13 protein-coding genes and 1 tRNA gene are annotated in these 15,894 nt (G+C 62.7%); 2 read left to right on the top strand and 12 right to left on the bottom strand.

Annotated elements, in window-relative coordinates; translation table 11 throughout:
* Nucleotides 1–46 precede the first annotated feature (46 nt).
* Nucleotides 47–1,276 (top strand): winged helix-turn-helix domain-containing protein, encoded by a 1,230-nt coding sequence (locus G6N83_RS11715; RefSeq protein ID WP_165142261.1) that lies wholly within the window; start codon nt 47–49, stop codon nt 1,274–1,276.
* A 22-nt stretch (nt 1,277–1,298) separates the two neighbouring features.
* Here G6N83_RS11715 and G6N83_RS11710 read toward each other — a convergent pair whose 3' ends face one another.
* The 12 genes from G6N83_RS11710 to G6N83_RS11655 form a co-directional block, all read right to left on the bottom strand.
* Nucleotides 1,299–1,868, bottom strand: a complete 570-nt coding sequence (locus G6N83_RS11710; RefSeq protein ID WP_165142259.1) for a LemA family protein — start codon at nt 1,866–1,868, stop codon at nt 1,299–1,301.
* A gap of 83 nt (nt 1,869–1,951) precedes the next feature.
* Nucleotides 1,952–3,265 (bottom strand): D-arabinono-1,4-lactone oxidase, encoded by a 1,314-nt coding sequence (locus tag G6N83_RS11705; RefSeq protein ID WP_165142257.1) that lies wholly within the window; start codon nt 3,263–3,265, stop codon nt 1,952–1,954.
* Nucleotides 3,262–4,494 carry an alanine racemase gene (locus tag G6N83_RS11700; RefSeq protein ID WP_165142255.1) on the bottom strand — a complete coding sequence of 411 codons (1,233 nt, stop codon included), beginning with the start codon at nt 4,492–4,494 and terminating at the stop codon, nt 3,262–3,264. Before G6N83_RS11700 ends, G6N83_RS11705 begins: the two co-directional genes overlap by 4 nt.
* A gap of 132 nt (nt 4,495–4,626) precedes the next feature.
* Nucleotides 4,627–4,699, bottom strand: a tRNA-Leu gene (locus G6N83_RS11695).
* A 35-nt stretch (nt 4,700–4,734) separates the two neighbouring features.
* Nucleotides 4,735–6,171: an NAD(P)/FAD-dependent oxidoreductase gene (locus G6N83_RS11690; RefSeq protein ID WP_165143429.1), complete on the bottom strand. Its 1,437-nt coding sequence runs from the start codon at nt 6,169–6,171 to the stop codon at nt 4,735–4,737.
* 33 nt (nt 6,172–6,204) lie between these two features.
* Nucleotides 6,205–7,485: a S8 family serine peptidase gene (locus G6N83_RS11685; protein WP_165142253.1), complete on the bottom strand. Its 1,281-nt coding sequence runs from the start codon at nt 7,483–7,485 to the stop codon at nt 6,205–6,207.
* A complete protein-coding gene (locus tag G6N83_RS11680) occupies nt 7,482–8,012 on the bottom strand; it encodes a DUF501 domain-containing protein (protein WP_165142251.1) in 531 nt (176 codons plus the stop codon). The genes G6N83_RS11685 and G6N83_RS11680 overlap by 4 nt, the downstream gene beginning before the upstream one ends.
* Complete coding sequence (locus G6N83_RS11675; RefSeq protein WP_165142249.1) at nt 8,009–8,533, bottom strand: septum formation initiator family protein; 525 nt, start codon at nt 8,531–8,533, stop codon at nt 8,009–8,011. Before G6N83_RS11675 ends, G6N83_RS11680 begins: the two co-directional genes overlap by 4 nt.
* Nucleotides 8,534–8,569: 36 nt before the next feature.
* On the bottom strand, nt 8,570–9,850 hold the full coding sequence (gene eno / locus G6N83_RS11670) for a phosphopyruvate hydratase (protein WP_165142247.1): 1,281 nt from the start codon (nt 9,848–9,850) through the stop codon (nt 8,570–8,572).
* Between the two features lie 117 nt (nt 9,851–9,967).
* A complete protein-coding gene (gene hisS / locus G6N83_RS11665) occupies nt 9,968–11,224 on the bottom strand; it encodes a histidine--tRNA ligase (protein WP_208379990.1) in 1,257 nt (418 codons plus the stop codon).
* Nucleotides 11,225–11,255: 31 nt separating this feature from the next.
* Nucleotides 11,256–11,888 carry a nucleoside triphosphate pyrophosphohydrolase gene (locus G6N83_RS11660; protein ID WP_165143427.1) on the bottom strand — a complete coding sequence of 211 codons (633 nt, stop codon included), beginning with the start codon at nt 11,886–11,888 and terminating at the stop codon, nt 11,256–11,258.
* A 32-nt stretch (nt 11,889–11,920) separates the two neighbouring features.
* Nucleotides 11,921–13,093 carry a Na+/H+ antiporter NhaA gene (locus tag G6N83_RS11655; protein WP_165142243.1) on the bottom strand — a complete coding sequence of 391 codons (1,173 nt, stop codon included), beginning with the start codon at nt 13,091–13,093 and terminating at the stop codon, nt 11,921–11,923.
* A gap of 127 nt (nt 13,094–13,220) precedes the next feature.
* Between G6N83_RS11655 and G6N83_RS11650 the strand changes: the two genes are divergently transcribed.
* On the top strand, nt 13,221–15,893 hold the full coding sequence (locus tag G6N83_RS11650) for a phosphoenolpyruvate carboxylase (RefSeq protein ID WP_165142241.1): 2,673 nt from the start codon (nt 13,221–13,223) through the stop codon (nt 15,891–15,893).
* Nucleotide 15,894: the final 1 nt, after the last annotated feature.

Genomic DNA, 15,894 nt, shown 5'->3' with positions numbered 1-15,894 from the left:
TGCGGCGATGACCCACGGTGTCGGCGCTCACCCGTAGTCTGCCGGGGTGAGACAGACCCTCAGTGCAGCAGAAGCCCGACGCCTCGCATTAGCGGCTCAAGGCTTCGGCCGAACTCGTCCTGACGTCGTGTCGAAGCAACACCTTCGCCGCGCGTTCGAACGCATGGCTGCGCTGCAGATCGATTCTGTCAATGTATTTTCGCGATCTCACTACATGCCGTTGTATTCACGGCTCGGCGCCTACGACCGCACTCAGCTCGACGAGCTGCTTTTTGAAAAGCGCGCGCCGTACGTTGAATACTGGGCGCACATGGCCGCCTTCATTGCCATCGATGACTGGGCGCTATTCGACTTTCGTATGCGCGATATGCGCTCTCGCTACCGCGACGGCCCTGATGCATGGCTCTCTGGGAAGCCCGACGTGGTCGAGTGGGTTTACCGCGAGCTGTCGGCACGAGGTCCGCTGCGCCCAGCCGAGATCGAGTACGACGTCGCGCGTTCTCGACAGAGCAGCTGGTGGGGGTGGAGTGACGTAAAACGCGCCCTGGAGCTTCTCTGGCTCTGCGGCGATGTGGCTATCGCAGGCCGACGCGGGTTCGAGCGCCGCTACGCCCTTGTAGAGCACGTCATCCCGCGCTCGGTGCTGGACGCACCCGTCCCCCGCGCCGAGGCGCTACTGCGACTTGTAGAACGAGCAACGCGAGCGCTCGGCGTTGCGACAGCAGCAGACATCGCCGACTACTGGCGAGTGCGAGACCGTCGAGCAATCACAGCTTCACTCGATGCGCTCGTAGATATCGGGTCGATAACTCCTGTGACGGTCGAGGGCTGGCAATCCCGCGATAAACCAACTGCAGCTTGGATGGATGCTGGCGCTTCGGTGCCGCGGCGAATCGATACTGCAGCCCTCCTGACGCCGTTTGACCCGATGGTGTGGTTTCGTGACCGTGCATCACGACTCTTCGGCTTCGACTACCGCATCGAGATCTACACGCCCGCCCATAAGCGCCGCTATGGCTATTACTCGTTGCCGGTGCTCGTCGACGACCGTATCGTGGCGCGCATTGACCTCAAAGCAGATCGTCAGCGCTCGACGCTGCTCGTGCAGTCCGCCTGGTGGGAGGGCGAACCACAGCCGAATTGGATCGAACGCGTCGCGCAGGTGCTGTTGGATGCCGCATCGTGGCAGCGTCTCGAAAGTGTCTCGATCTCCCGCTGGGGTGACGCAACCGACAGTGTTGCCGGTGCGCTGCCTCGCGCATTACGCCACGGCTGAATCGGTGAAAGCCAGGGCGATTCTAGAACTGGACGCGCGGCGGCTCTGAGACGTTCGCACCGCCGACGACCTCGAAGAACTCTCGTGAGTTCATTCCCAGTCGACGAGCAAACATGCTCGCCGGGAACACGTTCATTTTGGTGTTGAGTTCGCGCACGCCGCCGTTGTAAAAACGGCGCGATGCGTGAATCTTGTCTTCGACTTCAGCGATGGACTGCTGCAGTTGCAAGAAATTGTGGCTTGAATGGAGTTGTGGATACGCTTCTGCCGCCTGAAACAGCGGCACGACAGTGCGTTGGAGCTTTCCCTCGACGATGCCGGCCTGAGCGGGCGTGAGCGTTGTCGACGCCTCTGCGCTCGCATCAGCCGCCTGCGCGAGCACAACTCGTTCGTGCGGCGCATATTCGCGAACGGCATCGACGAGACTGTTCACCGCTTCGGCGCGATGAGACAACTGCACCGTGATGTCGTTCCACGCTTCGTCGACGCGCGCGTTGAGCTGCACGAGCGATCTGTAGCTGGCCCAGAGATATACGCCGACCAAAACCAGCAGTACAACAACAATGAGGACCGGGATAAGCCATTCCCACATAGCTTGAAACTCCGTTCACAATAGAGATTTATTCTATCGAGCGGTCCCGCCGAGACGTCGATCAGAGCCAGTACTCTCAGTCACTACTCACCCAAGACGCGCGCGAGATAGGCGTTCTGAAAGCGTCGCTGTGGATCGAGCCTGTCACGCAGGCTAACAAAGTCAGTAAACCGGGGGTAACGACTCTGCAACAGCTCTCGGCCCGTGGTGTGCAGCTTGCCCCAGTGCGGACGCCCACCGTGCGCGAGAAAGATTTCCTCCATCGCGCGAAAGTACGGGCCCGGGCGTTCGCGCCAATAGCGATGCACCGCGATGTACCCAGTGTCTTGCGCGTGAGCTGTCGACAGCCAAAGATCATCGGCGCGGGCAACCCGAACTTCGAGAGGGAACGATATGCGCCACGAGCTCTGTGTGATCGTGGCACGCACCTCCGCGAACACTGCGTCGAGCGATGATCGCGCAACGGCATACTCCATTTCCACGAACCGGACACCCCGGTGTTGAGTGAAGACGCGAGTGGAGGCATCGGTATATTCACGAGATCCAGTGGATGCCGCGGCGAATCGGGTGAGGCGAGGAACTATCGGCGGCGCAGCCGTGCCCGCGGCGCACGCCAGTCCCCACACACCGTTGGAGAGCACTTCTTCGTCAAGCCATTTCGACACTTTTCGCAGTGGACGTCGCGGTGCGCTCTCCGGCAGCCGAGTATTTGTCTTCGTGTGAGCGATATCGGTGTGCGGAAACCAATACAACTCGAAGTGGTCTGCCGCCAGCGCGCGCTGCTCGATGCTGTTCGCTACCGTTTCCAATGGTTCCCGCGCCTCGAGAGCGTGCAGTACGAATGCCGGAACGCACTGCAGTGTGATCTCGACGAGCACGCCGAGGGCACCAAGGCTCAGGGCGAAGGCCGGTAGCAGCTCAGCGTTCTGCTCTTCGTCGATAGTGAGGAGCTCACCATCCGCGGTCACGACTTTGAGGCCGACCACCTGAGTCGAAATACCGCCGAAGTCGGCTCCCGTGCCGTGAGTTCCGGTCGATATTGCACCAGCGATAGTCTGCCGGTCGATGTCACCGAGATTTGCCATCGCGAGCCCGTAGGGAGCAAGGAGACGCGGAATCTGATGCAGTCGCGTGCCCGCGCGAAAACTTGCACGACCGCGCTCGCGGTCGATCGCGACCAGACCGGTGAGGTCCGCGAGGTCGAGGAGCACTCCGGTAGTCGCTGCGATATCGGTGAAGCTGTGACCGGCGCCTACGGCTTTAATGAGAAGTCCTCGCGTGGCCGCCGCTCGCACAGCACGTTGAACTGCACCGATACTGGTGGGATATTCAACGCGCTGTGGGCGAGCCGCGGCGGTGCGCGCCCAATTACGCCATACTCCCCCGGGCCGGGTCACAGGAACGCCTTTCCCTCGCCGCGATACGTCGGTGTTTCTCCCACGATCGCTCCGTTCTCAACGAGCTGATAGCGATCGACCCGCTCCGCGAGCTCACCGCTCTTCGCGTGTCGAAACCACACCCGATCTCCCACTCGAAGTGAGCGCGCTGCCTGACCTTGCAGTGGGGTCTGCACTTCGCCCGCACCCTCGCGCCCCAGCGTATGAAGCCCCTCGGGCCACGCTGGAATCGGCTGGCGGGAGGCCACAGGCGGGCCCGACGCAATCCACCCACCGCCGAGCACGGTCGCGATGTCGTCTGTCGGTTTTCGCACGACTTCGAGGGAGAATGCCGCGGCGGGCGCCGGTGAAAACACCCGGTAGTGATCGAACAGGTGTCCCGCGAACAGTCCACTGCCTGCGGTGACTTCGGTTACCGCGTGATCGGATGACGTCAACTCGAGCGAGCCCGTTCCGCCACCGTTCACGAACTCAAGGGGCGAGACGGAAGACACAGCTTCGACGATGGCCGCGCGTCGCTCGAGCAGTTCCGCGCCGGAGCGCCGCTGCATCCATCTGATGACCGGGTCCGCCGGGCCCGCAGCGTCCGGTTGCCCGGCGATCTGCGCTTCGTACATCATGAGGCCCACGAGGTGAAAGCCGTCGCGTCCTGCGATCTTGCGGGCGAACGCGGCGACCTCGTGCGGTTCATGTAGCGGCGATCGACGCACACCCACGTGCCCCATCGCGCTGGAGCGCCACGAAGCGTCGGCGTCGATAGCGAGCCTTACTGCGGCCCGAGTGCCCGGTGCCGCGAGCGAGTCGATGAGGTCGAGCTGTGCTACGTCATCGACCATGAGCGTGATGCGCGCGGCGGCATGCTCGTCGGCGATAAGCACCCGCAGCGCTCCCCTGTCGACGGTGGGATAACCCAGAACGACATCGTCGTGGTCCTCCGCGAGCCAGAGCGCTTCGGGCAGAGTGAAAGCCAGGATGCCGTGGTACCCGGGCACACGCAGCGTTGAATCGACAACCTCGCGTACCCGCACCGACTTGCTCGCGACACGGATAGGCACGCCGCTTGAGCGCACCACCATGTCGAGCGCGTTGTAGCGCAAAGCGCCGAGATCGAGCACCGCAACCGGACCCGAGACGTCGGCCACTGCAGTGCTCAGCGACCCCCAGTATTCGTCGGGGCGACGCCACGGTTCTGCCGCGCCCTGGGCCGATGCCAGTAGGTCGATGCTCATACCACCACGCTTCCTCGTCGAGACGGTTGTCTGATCACCCTACGGCGATGTACTGCGAGCGGCAGGCAAAAAGCGAGAAACAAAAAGCCCGCTTCTCTCAACGAATCAAGAGAAACGGGCTTTTTAAAGCAGTACCCCCGGTGGGACTCGAACCCACACTGGAGCGATTTTAAGTCGCCTGCCTCTGCCATTGGGCTACGGGGGCATCGCCAATTACGGCGAGTCCACCGTAACGCGACTTCAGCTTTCGACGGCGTCAGTCTTCGGCGTTGCTGCCTTCTTTACGGCGGGCTTCTTCGCAGCCGGCTTCTTTGCGGCCGGAGCCTTCTCTGCGGCAGGCTTCGCCTCAGCTTCAGCGGGACGGGGACGAGTAGCAAACTCCTCGAAGTAGTGGCGGGGCGTCTGCACGGCGATCAGCGAAACGTTGTCGCGCCCCATCCAGAAGTTGAGCCACCAGTCTCCGATGACGCGCCACTTGCGCTCCCACGACGGCATTGCCAGACCGTGGTAACCGCGGTGGGCGCACCAGGCGATGAAGCCCTTGAGCGCGATGTTGCCCGACTGGAACACACCGTTGTAGAGCCCGAGGCCAGCAACGGCACCGAGGTTCTTGTGCTTGTATTCGCGGGGCAGCTCGCCGCGAAGCACCGCGACGACGTTCTTGGCCATGAGCTTCGCCTGACGCACAGCGTGCTGAGCGTTCGGCACGCAGAAGCCGCCGACACCGCCACCGCTGAGGTCAGGAACTGCGGCGACGTCGCCAGCGGCCCAGGCGCCCTCCAGGGGCTCCTCGGCAGTACCGACGCGCAAATCTGCGCGGGTCTGAATGCGCCCACGCTCTTCAACAGGAAGGTCTCCGCCACGAACGACGGTGGGGTTGGCCATCACGCCAGCGGTCCAGACGATGACGTCGGTTGGCAGTACTTCACCGGTCGAGAGCTCGACGTTGCCGTCGACGGCACCCTTGACCTGAGTGTCGAGGTGGACGTGAGCACCACGCTTGGCGAGGTCTTTCAAGACCCACTCCGACGTTTTCAGCGAAACCTCGGGCATGATGCGACCCATGGCCTCGATGAGGTGGAAGTGCGTGTCTTCGAAACGGATGCCGGGGCGATCCTTCAGCAGCGACGATGCCATCGCCCGCAGCTCGGCGAAAACCTCGATACCAGCGAAGCCACCGCCGACGACGACGACAGTCAGGAGACGGTCGCGCTCGGGACCTGCGGGCAGGTTCTCGGCCTTGTTGAAGTTCGTGATGATGCGGTCACGGATCGCAACAGCTTCTTCGATCGACTTGAGTCCGATCGCATTGTCGGCGATACCGGGGATCGGGAAGGTACGCGAAACCGCGCCGGCTGTGACAACGATCTGGTCGTATGTCTCGGTCCACGGCTCACCCACGGGCGGCGTAATCGTTGCCGTCTTCGTCGCGTGGTTGATGCCGGTCACCTTCGCGCCGACCACCTTGGTGGTCTTGAGGTGGCGACGGTGACCGACAACCGCATTACGCGGTTCGATCTCGCCAGCAGCGACCTCGGGAAGGAACGGCTGGTAGGTCATGTAGGGCAGCGGGTCGACCATGGTGACCATGGCTTCACCCTTGCGCAAGTGCTTTTCAAGCTTCCATGCGGTGTAGAAACCGGCGTATCCGCCACCGACGATAAGGATCTTGGGCACAGTGCTAGTCACAGTGGAATTACTCCTAGACAGTTAACGGGTTGGCGTACGAGAGTGGCGCGCCGAACGGATACGTCGGACAGCAGCGGTGACGCCGAGCGCTCCCAGTATAGCCGGGACCGTCACGGCAACGAGCGGAAGAGTCCCGTACGTCAGTGACGCAGCGGTCGGAATGAGCGCTGACGCGTCGTTTATCGCTTCCTCGGGCGGCTCGAGCGGAGCAATCGTCACGGGGTTCGCGCTTGGCTCGGGGTCGCTTCCCGCGTCTGCCCGACGGTAGAGGCGAATCCACTCAGAGAGGCTTCCCATCGGGTTCTCCGTCACCGATGGGAGCCATGTCGTCACTGCCGCCTCAGCATTGACCAGCCCGTAGCCGTAAAGCACATCGGGTACCGATGTGGCCGCGGCTGCGGGCGTTGCTGTCGACACGATGTGGTTGATGACATCGGCTGCGCTCATACCCGGGTTGGCGGAGCGCACGAGGGCAGCGACGGCCGACACTATGGGCGCAGCACCGCTCGTCCCGTTCCACAGCACGACGTTACCGTCGGCCGAGACCCCGAGTAGTCGTTCACTCGGCGCCGAGACACCGATCGTGACACCCTGCGTTGATGCTTCTTGACTCGCGTTCCCTTCCGGGTCGACACCACCGACTACCAGTACGCCCGGAATCGTCGCCGGTGCGCCGATCTGATCGGTGCCGGCTCCGCGGTTGCCCGCCGCAACAACGACAACGACGTCGTGGTCAAATGCGTACAGGAATGCGTCGTCCCAGCTGGGGTCCCAATCCAAAGTGTTCGTCGTAAACGACATGTTGATGACATCTGCGCCGTTGTCAACGGCCCAGCGGATGCCGTCGGCCACCTGTGTCACGAACGGTACCGATGACTCCACACCGAAACCTACCGACACCGACAGGAGCTCCGCTTGCGGGGCGACCCCCAGCATCCCGGTGCCATCTGGTAGCCCACGGGATGCTGCGAGGGACGCTACCCAACTGCCGTGATTCGAGTCCGCTCCACCAACGGGCGTGCGGCCGTCGGGCGAACCGAGCCCTGACATGTCAGTCCCGCCCACGACGGCACCATCGAACTCGGGCGCGTAGCCGATACCGGTGTCAATGATCGCGATGCGCGTGCCCACGCCACGCGTCGTCTGCCATGCCGCGCTCACCCCGTAGTCATCTAGCCAATATTCGGCTTGACGAACCGGGTCAACATTAGGAGTCGCGGGTACTGCAGCGCCGGCAGTAAGAATGAGAGCGAGAGCCGCCACAAGCGCGCCCGTCGCTGCGGCAAGAAAAGGCCGCCTCATTGCGCCCCGGCACTCGTGGCGTTCGGTTCAGCGCATGTGCAACGCTCAGGCGACCACGTGCTCCGAGCGAGGGCCTCGTCGCCGATGGGGTTGACGCCGGGTCCGGCTGCGAGCGCATGCCCCGCAAGAGCATGCAGACATTTCACTCGTACTGGCATGCCGCCGGCCGAAATCCCCTTAATCTCCTCGACGTCGCCGTAGTGCGCACGATCTGCGAGATATGCCTCATGTGCACGCGTGTACGCGGCAGCGATCTCGTCATCTTCAGCGAGAGAATCCTGCAGCTCACGCATGATGTGCTCAGCCTCGAGCACCGACATCGCGGCTGTCGCCCCGGGGTGGGTCAAGTAGTAGAACGTCGGGAACGGCGTTCCGTCGTCGAGTCGCGGGGTCGTTGCGACAACCGTCGGATTGCCGCACACGCAGCGCGCAGCGATCCCCACGACTCCCCGGGCGGGGCGTCCGAGTTGGGCGCGTACGACCGCCAACTCTGCATCGGTTACGGGCGCAAAAGGCGGAGTAGTCACTGCGACAGAGTACCGTCGTCGTCTACTTCAGTCGCAGTTTGCGCGAGGCCAGCGGCCGTGACCGACCGGACCATCTGCGTCATCCAGTCAGTTTTTGCCTGCTCGACATCAGTGCTGATCGGGGCTTCTTCTTGCGGAATCGCCGACTCTGGCAGGTCATTGTCGATGAGGTAGCCGACCTCGCCCGGGTTGAAGTAGTACAGGCGCTCTCTCGCCTGAGTGGTGATGTAAGCCGGATCGCTCCAGCGATCACGCTGTGCTTCCAGGTCAGCGACGTCATCTTTGGTCAGCTGGATCGAATTCTCGAGCGCGTCGATCTGCTGACGCTGATCGAGATAGGTGCCGAATGTCGGCACAAGAACGAAAACACCCAGCACGACGAGGCCCAACATGATGACCATGAAGCCCGAGAGCCGGATGCCACCGAGCCACTCACGCGCATCGACTTGACGTGCCGACCCGCCCGGCCGCCGCGGCGTCTTTCCGGACAAAGCAGAAGGGGGAGCCGTCGGTTTCGACATGACTCCCCCTTCCTTACTACTTGCCGTACTTAGTGCTTAGCCTTTGAAGCGCGGGAACGCGGCGCGGCCGATGAAGGTCGCTGCATCGCCGAGTTCTTCTTCAATGCGCAGAAGCTGATTGTATTTCGCGACACGCTCGCTGCGTGCGGGCGCGCCGCTCTTGATCTGGCCCGAGTTGGTTGCGACAACCAGGTCGGCGATCGTGGTGTCCTCGGTCTCGCCCGAACGGTGAGAGAACATCGACGTGTAGCCGGCGCGGTGCGCCATCTCAACGGCGTCTAGCGTCTCGGTGAGGGTACCGATCTGGTTCACCTTGACGAGCAGCGAGTTGGCGACGCCGCGCGAGATGCCATCGGCGAGACGTGCCGGATTCGTAACGAACAGGTCGTCGCCGACGAGCTGCGTCTTTGTACCGAGCTTGTCGGTGAGGTGCTTCCAGTTGTCCCAGTCATCCTCTGCAAGAGCGTCCTCGATCGTAACGATCGGGTAAGCGTCCACGAGGTCGACGTAGTAATCGGTGAGTTCGGCTGCAGTCCAGTCCTTCTTGTCGAAGCGGTAGACGCCGTCGTTGAAGAACTCTGTCGCGGCAACGTCGAGGCCGAGCGCGATGTCGGTTCCGGGCGTGAAGCCCGCCTTCTCGATAGCACGCACGAGGAAGTCAAGACCCTCACGGTTGCTGGGAAGGTCGGGGGCGAAACCGCCCTCGTCGCCGAGGCCGGTTGCGTAGCCAGCGGCCTTTAGCTCGCTGCGCAGTACGTGGTAGGTCTGCGCACCCCAACGGAGCGCTTCGGCAAAGCTCGACGCACCGATGGGTGCGAGGAAGAATTCCTGGCAGTCGATGCCGTTGTCGGCGTGTTCGCCACCGTTGATCACGTTGAACAGCGGAACGGGCATGACGTGAGCGTTCGGTCCGCCGAGGTACCGGAAGAGCGGCAGGTCAGCCGAATCGGCTGCGGCCTTCGCAACGGCGAGGCTGACGCCGAGGATGGCGTTCGCGCCGGTGCGCGACTTGTTTTCGGTGCCATCGGTGTCGATCAGGATTTGATCGATCATGCGCTGCTCGCTGGCGTCGACGCCCTCGATAGCGGGTCCGAGCTCATCGATGACAGCAGCAACGGCCTTGAGCACGCCCTTGCCGTTGTAGCGGTCCTTGTCGCCATCGCGCAATTCATATGCTTCGAACGCACCGGTCGATGCGCCGGAGGGAACTGCCGCGCGCTGGACGATGCCATCGTCGAGCAACACCTCCACCTCGACGGTCGGGTTTCCGCGTGAGTCGAGAATCTCGCGCGCGTTGACAGCCTCAATTAGTGCCACAGAGGACTCCTTGGGTAGTGGAGAAAAGTTTCACGGAGCAACGTCGGTCCTCTCCCGAGTCTAGCGATCTGAGCCGCCGCTGCCAGGGGTCACGCCGTGCAGCGGAGAATTGGCGACTTACGCGAGCGGCTTCAACTCGAGAGATTCAGCGGATTGACCGGCCTGCAGCATCGCGAACTGGCGGTAGCCATCGGATGCCGCACGCTCAAGCAGCCCCTTCACGTTCTTCGTGCGCTGCTCGAGGCGTACCCGCGCACCCTCGGCGACGAAAGCACTCTTGGCTGCGAGCAACTCGACCATTGGCACATCCCTGTCGTGGACGATGACAACTGCCGCCGCTTCACTGAGGTCTTGGGCATCGACGAGATCGACAATGCGCTCGAAGCCGATGGAAAAGCCCACCGCCGGCACTTCTTGACCCAGGAAACGGCCGATCATGCCGTCATAGCGCCCGCCACCGCCGAGCGAATAACTCACCGATGGGTGTGCCAGCTCGAAAATGGTCCCGGTGTAGTAGCCCATCCCGCGTACGAGAAAAGGGTCGAAAACGAGGGGAACCGCAGCGCCATCGCGGGCAGCAGCGACCGCGGTACCGAGAGACACGAGGTGCTCAACGATCTCGTCGGGCGCACCGTCCGGGAGCATGCCACGAATCTGCTCTCCGCCGAAGATCTCGGCGACCGACGGATGTTCGCCGGTCAAGAAGAGCTCGAAAGCATCCACTGCCGAAACTGTCGCGTCTCGCGAACGAAGCTCGGCGATCACGCCTTGCGCGCCGACTTTGTCGAGCTTGTCGATTGTGATGAGCACGCCAGGGCGCTCTGCTTCGCTGAAACCGAAAGCTTCGAGCATCCAATCGAGTGCACGTCGGTCATTGATACGCACGCTCGCGCCAGTGAGCTGAAGAGCGTCGAGAGCGTCGAGGCTCGCGACGATGAGTTCGGCTTCTGCTCGAGATGAGGCGTCGCCGATGATATCGATATCGCACTGCATGAACTGGCGATAGCGCCCCTTTTGTGGACGCTCCGCACGCCAGACCGGCGCGATCTGAATCGCGCGAAACACAGTGGGTAGTTCCGCACGGTGAGTCGCGTAGAAGCGCGCCAATGGAACTGTGAGGTCGTAGCGAAGGCCCAAGTCCGTCAGAGACGCTGGGTCGTCGGCTGCAGCACGAATGGCCTCAGCATCGAGTCCGCGCTTCATGACGTTGAAGGCGAGTTTTTCGTTGTCTCCGCCGATACCGGCGTGCAGGCGCGCGTACTCCTCCATGACCGGGGTTTCGATCTCGTCGAAACCGTGCGCGCTGTAGCGATCGCGGATGACAGAGAGCACGCGTTCACGGCGGCTCTTTTCGGCGGGCAGGATGTCGCGCATTCCGCGCGGAGGATTGACCGAGGGCACGTGCCTATTCTTTCAGTTTGTCAGACGCATCCGACGCGGCGGTACTTTGTTCAGCGCCGCGAACGTCGTCCTGAAGTTGACGCAGCCGTTCACGCAGGGCTCTTTCGGCGTCGAGCCCATGCGCTCTGGCCGTAGCGACAAGGTTCAGCAACGCGTCACCGAGGTCTGCCTCGTCGACAATTTTCGACTCAGCTTTTTGCGGCACGACGCCGACTTGCGCGGCTTTACCGAGCACTTTTTGCGCGAGAGCGAGCGACGGCATGTGCGGTGAAACGCCGTCGAGCACGCTGCGGCGCTCATGCTTTTCTGCGGCCTTTGCCGCGTTCCACAGCACGAGCACCTCTTCGGGGGTACGCGCCGTCTCCCCCGCGAAGACGTGGGGATGCCGTCGCACCATTTTTTCGGTGAGACCGCGCGCAACGTCGTCTATGTCGAACGGATCGGCGATGTCGCGCGAAGCGATCTCGGCATGAAAAAGCACCTGCCAGAGCACATCACCGAGCTCTTCGCGCAGATCGGCACGCGTGCCGGTTTCCACAGCATCGACGAGCTCAGCGCTCTCTTCGATCAAGTAAGGAACAAGGTCACGGTGGTCGATCCCCTGCGTCCACACGCAGCGATCACGGATGTCGTGCATCGCTCTCACTGCGTCGCGCAGGGGATCGTTCCTCACGCTGTTGCTGCGCTTTCGGTCGACCCCTCGGCGGCGGCGATCCGGCGGTAGTAACGTGCGCGCCACGACACGATCACGGCCGCCAGAATGACGGCGATACCTGACCCGGCAAGCACACCGAGTGTGGCCTCGTCACGAACCTCATCGTTGCTCGCGAAGGCAAGCTCAGAAAGCAGCAGCGAAACCGTGAACCCGATTCCGCCCAGAGCTCCCGCGGCCAGGAGGTCGCCGATCGGAAGCCGCTTGCCCCCGCCCTGCACGACGCGCTGTGAAATCCACCCGAAAATCGTGATTCCGATGATCTTGCCGACAGGCAGTGCGACCAGGATTCCCCAGAAAGCCGGAGAAAGCTCAGCCAGCGGAACGTTGGGAATGATCACGAGCGCAGACGAGAACGCGAAGAGCGGTAGCACGATCCCGTTGACCCACGGCTCCATCTCATGACGAACCCGCAAAGCCGGCTGCTGCGCCATCACCAGTCCGAGCGCGACGCCAGCGATCGTGGCGTGCACACCGGAAAGATAAACGAGCACCCATGTCGCAATTGCCAACACGATGAGAATCGTGATGATGAGGCCCTTGGCGCGGCTATCCAGCATCCGACTCACAAAACCGAAGGCCGCCACGGTCAGCACAGCAAGACCGAGAAGCGCGTAGTTGACATCCGAGGTGAAAAGCACCGCGATGAAGACGATTCCGACGATGTCGTCCAGGATCGCGAGCGCAAGCAGAAAGATCCGAACACCCGAGGGCAGGCCACGGCCGAAGACCGCAAGTACCCCGAGAGCGAACGCGATGTCGGTTGCAGTCGGGATGGGCCAGCCCGAGGTTACATCGCTTCCCGCTGTGAAAATCAGAAAGACGATGATCGGAACGATGACACCACCGGCGGCGGCGATCGCTGGCTGGAGAGCCTTCCGTGCCGAGGCAAGCTGGCCTTTCGTGAGTTCGTACTGCAACTCGACAGCCACGACGAAGAAAAAGAAGACAAGCAGTCCGTCGGCGATCCAGTGCCCGACAGAAAGTTCAAAAATGCCGGGGATACCGATATAGGCGTGTTGCACATCCTGTGCGAACGGTCCCGCCGCCGAATTGGCGAGAATGAGGCCGAGAGCGGCAGCGGCGAGCAGCACAATCGCGGGAAAACGATCTGAGCGCAAAAGAGACACGGATTTCCTTCCGTAGGAAGCAGGGGGGTCACAGAAACATCGCCGACCAGACTTCCCGGCACACCAGATACCAGCCTACCGGTGATGGCGTGACGAAGAAGAAACACAGGCCCGCTAGCGTGGGTATATGCGTGAACCCACCCCCACGGAAGCCGTCGACCTCGTCGGACGCTTCGAGGCTGGTCAAGAAATCCCTGAAAACATGCGCGGCGACGTGCGTCTACTCGGCTCCCTTCTCGGGCGAGTACTTCGTGAAAGCGGATCTCCCGGCCTCTACGAAGACGTCGAGCGGCTTCGAATCGCAACGATTCAGGCCTATACCGATGAAACCCCGGAAGCTTTCGAGCGGGCAACAGCTGTTGCCGACTCGTTCTCTGTCGCGAGGGCCGACGAAGTCGCGCGAGCATTCACGGCGTACTTCCACCTCGTGAACCTCGCCGAAGAACACCAGCGCGTGCGCATTCTTCGTGACCGTGACGGACAGCCCGAACGCGCCGATGCCACGGATTCCGTCGGCGGCGCTTTCACGAGCCTTACCGCCGAGATCGGTAGCGAAAAGGCACTCGAGCGCCTTCAGGCGCTGCGCTTCCACCCGGTATTCACCGCGCACCCCACCGAGGCTCGCCGCCGCGCCGTGTCTACCGGCATCCGCCGGCTGTCGGTGCTTCTGGACGAGCAGGATGCCGCAACCCACGGTGGCGACAAGCGTCGACGCCAGCGCCAGATGCTCGAAGAAATCGACACGCTGTGGCGCACCGCTCCCCTTCGCCCGGAAAAGCCCTCGCCCACCGACGAAGTTCGCGCGGTCATGGCGGTCTTCGACGACACCCTCTTCACATCTGTCCCGCAGGTGTACCGCCGCATCGATGACACGCTGCAGCCCGGACTTTCGGGCCACGCGGCGCCGGTTGTGCGCCCCTTCGTGCGTGTCGGTTCCTGGGTCGCAGGTGACCGCGACGGAAACCCGTTTGTCACCGCATCCATCACTCGTAAAGCCGCGGGAATTGCGAGCGAACACGTGCTGCTCGGACTCGAGCGCGCCACGAGCCGGATCGGCCGGGGGCTGACCCTCGACGGCACGTCGACTCCGCCCAGCGACGAACTGATGTCGCTGTGGCGTCAGCTTCGCGCGTCCGACGAAGAAGCTGCTGCCGACATCGCCAAGCGCTCACCCGACGAGCCGCACCGTCGCATCGTGCTGCTCGTCGCCCGAAAGATCGCGGCCACCCGAACACGTAACGCCGATCTTGCATACGGCGACCCCGAAGAGCTGCTCGCCGATCTGCGTATCGTGCAGGATTCGTTGGTAGCCGCCGGTGCTGCCCGCCAGGCATATGGCAATCTGCAAGAGCTGATCTGGCAGGTCGAGACCTACGGTTTCCACCTGGCCGAGCTCGAAGTGCGACAGCACTCCGCGGTGCACAAGAAGGTACTCGAGGAACTCGAAGCAGGCGGGGCGCGCAGCGAGCAGACGGAAGAAGTTCTCGAGGTGTTCCGCTCGATTGCATTCATTCAGGAGCGCTTCGGGCCGCGGGCCGCGGGTCGCTACATCGTCTCGTTCACGCAGTCGGCAGAAGACCTCGAGAACGTGCACAAACTGGCGCGGTTCGCGATGGGTGCTGACTCGGCTGTGCCGGTGCTCGATGTCGTGCCACTCTTCGAGACTTTTGCCGATCTCCAGGCTGCACCCGGCATTCTGGCCGAGATCATCGACCATCCCACGTTTGCCGCGCGTCTTACGGCGACGGAGCGACGCCTTGAAGTGATGCTCGGCTACTCCGACTCATCGAAGGATGTCGGACCGGTCGCGGCGACCCTCGCGCTGTATGAGGCGCAGGCAAAAATCGCGGCGTGGGCCAAGGACGAGAACATCGAATTGACCCTGTTCCACGGGCGTGGCGGCGCTCTGGGCCGCGGCGGCGGACCGGCCAACAGCGCAATCCTTGCCCAGCCCCCGCACTCCGTTGACGGTCGATTCAAACTCACCGAGCAGGGCGAAGTCATTTTCGCTCGCTACGGTGACGCAACGATTGCGAAGCGTCACATCGACCAGGTGGCGGCCGCAATTTTGCAGGCATCATCGCCGTCGAACGAAACACGGAACTCCTCGGCTGCCGAAACCTACGCAGACATCGCAGCGACGATGGATTCGGCATCGCGCGAACGATTCTTCAGCCTCGTCAAGGCGCCCGGCTTCGCTCCGTGGTTTGCAACAGTCACACCCATGGAAGAAGTGGGTCTGCTCGCGCTCGGTTCACGTCCCGCTCGTCGCGGGCTCTCGGTTGAGTCGCTCGAAGATCTCCGCGCCATTCCGTGGGTTTTCGCATGGACTCAGGCACGTATCAACCTCGCCGGCTGGTTCGGCCTCGGTACAGCGCTCGAAGCCGTCGGCGACGAAGAGCGGCTCAAGAAGGCTTACGCCGAGTGGCCACTGTTTCGCACGATGATCGACAACGTCGGTATGAGCCTTGCCAAGGCCGACGACCGTATCGCGCGACGCTATCTCGAACTCGGTGATCGGCAAGATCTTGCTGACCTGGTCATGGACGAGATGACCCTCACGCAGTCTTGGGTCATCCGGATTGCCGGAGGCACGGGTCTGCTCGAGAACAAGCCCGTCTTGCAGCGTGCCGTCAAGCTTCGCAGTCCTTACGTCGATGCGCTGTCACTGCTGCAGCTGCGAGCGCTCAGAGCTCTGCGGGATGCACCTGCCGATCAGCCAACGCCCGATCCCGACCTTCAGCGGCTCCTGCTGCTTTCGGTCAGCGGGGTCGCCGCTGGGCTTCAGAACACCGGTTGAC

The sequence above is a fragment of the Microbacterium endophyticum genome (assembly GCF_011047135.1).
Lineage (GTDB): Bacteria > Actinomycetota > Actinomycetes > Actinomycetales > Microbacteriaceae > Microbacterium > Microbacterium endophyticum.
Note: the sequence above shows the minus strand (reverse complement) of the source record. Positions and strands in the feature narration are given on the sequence as shown.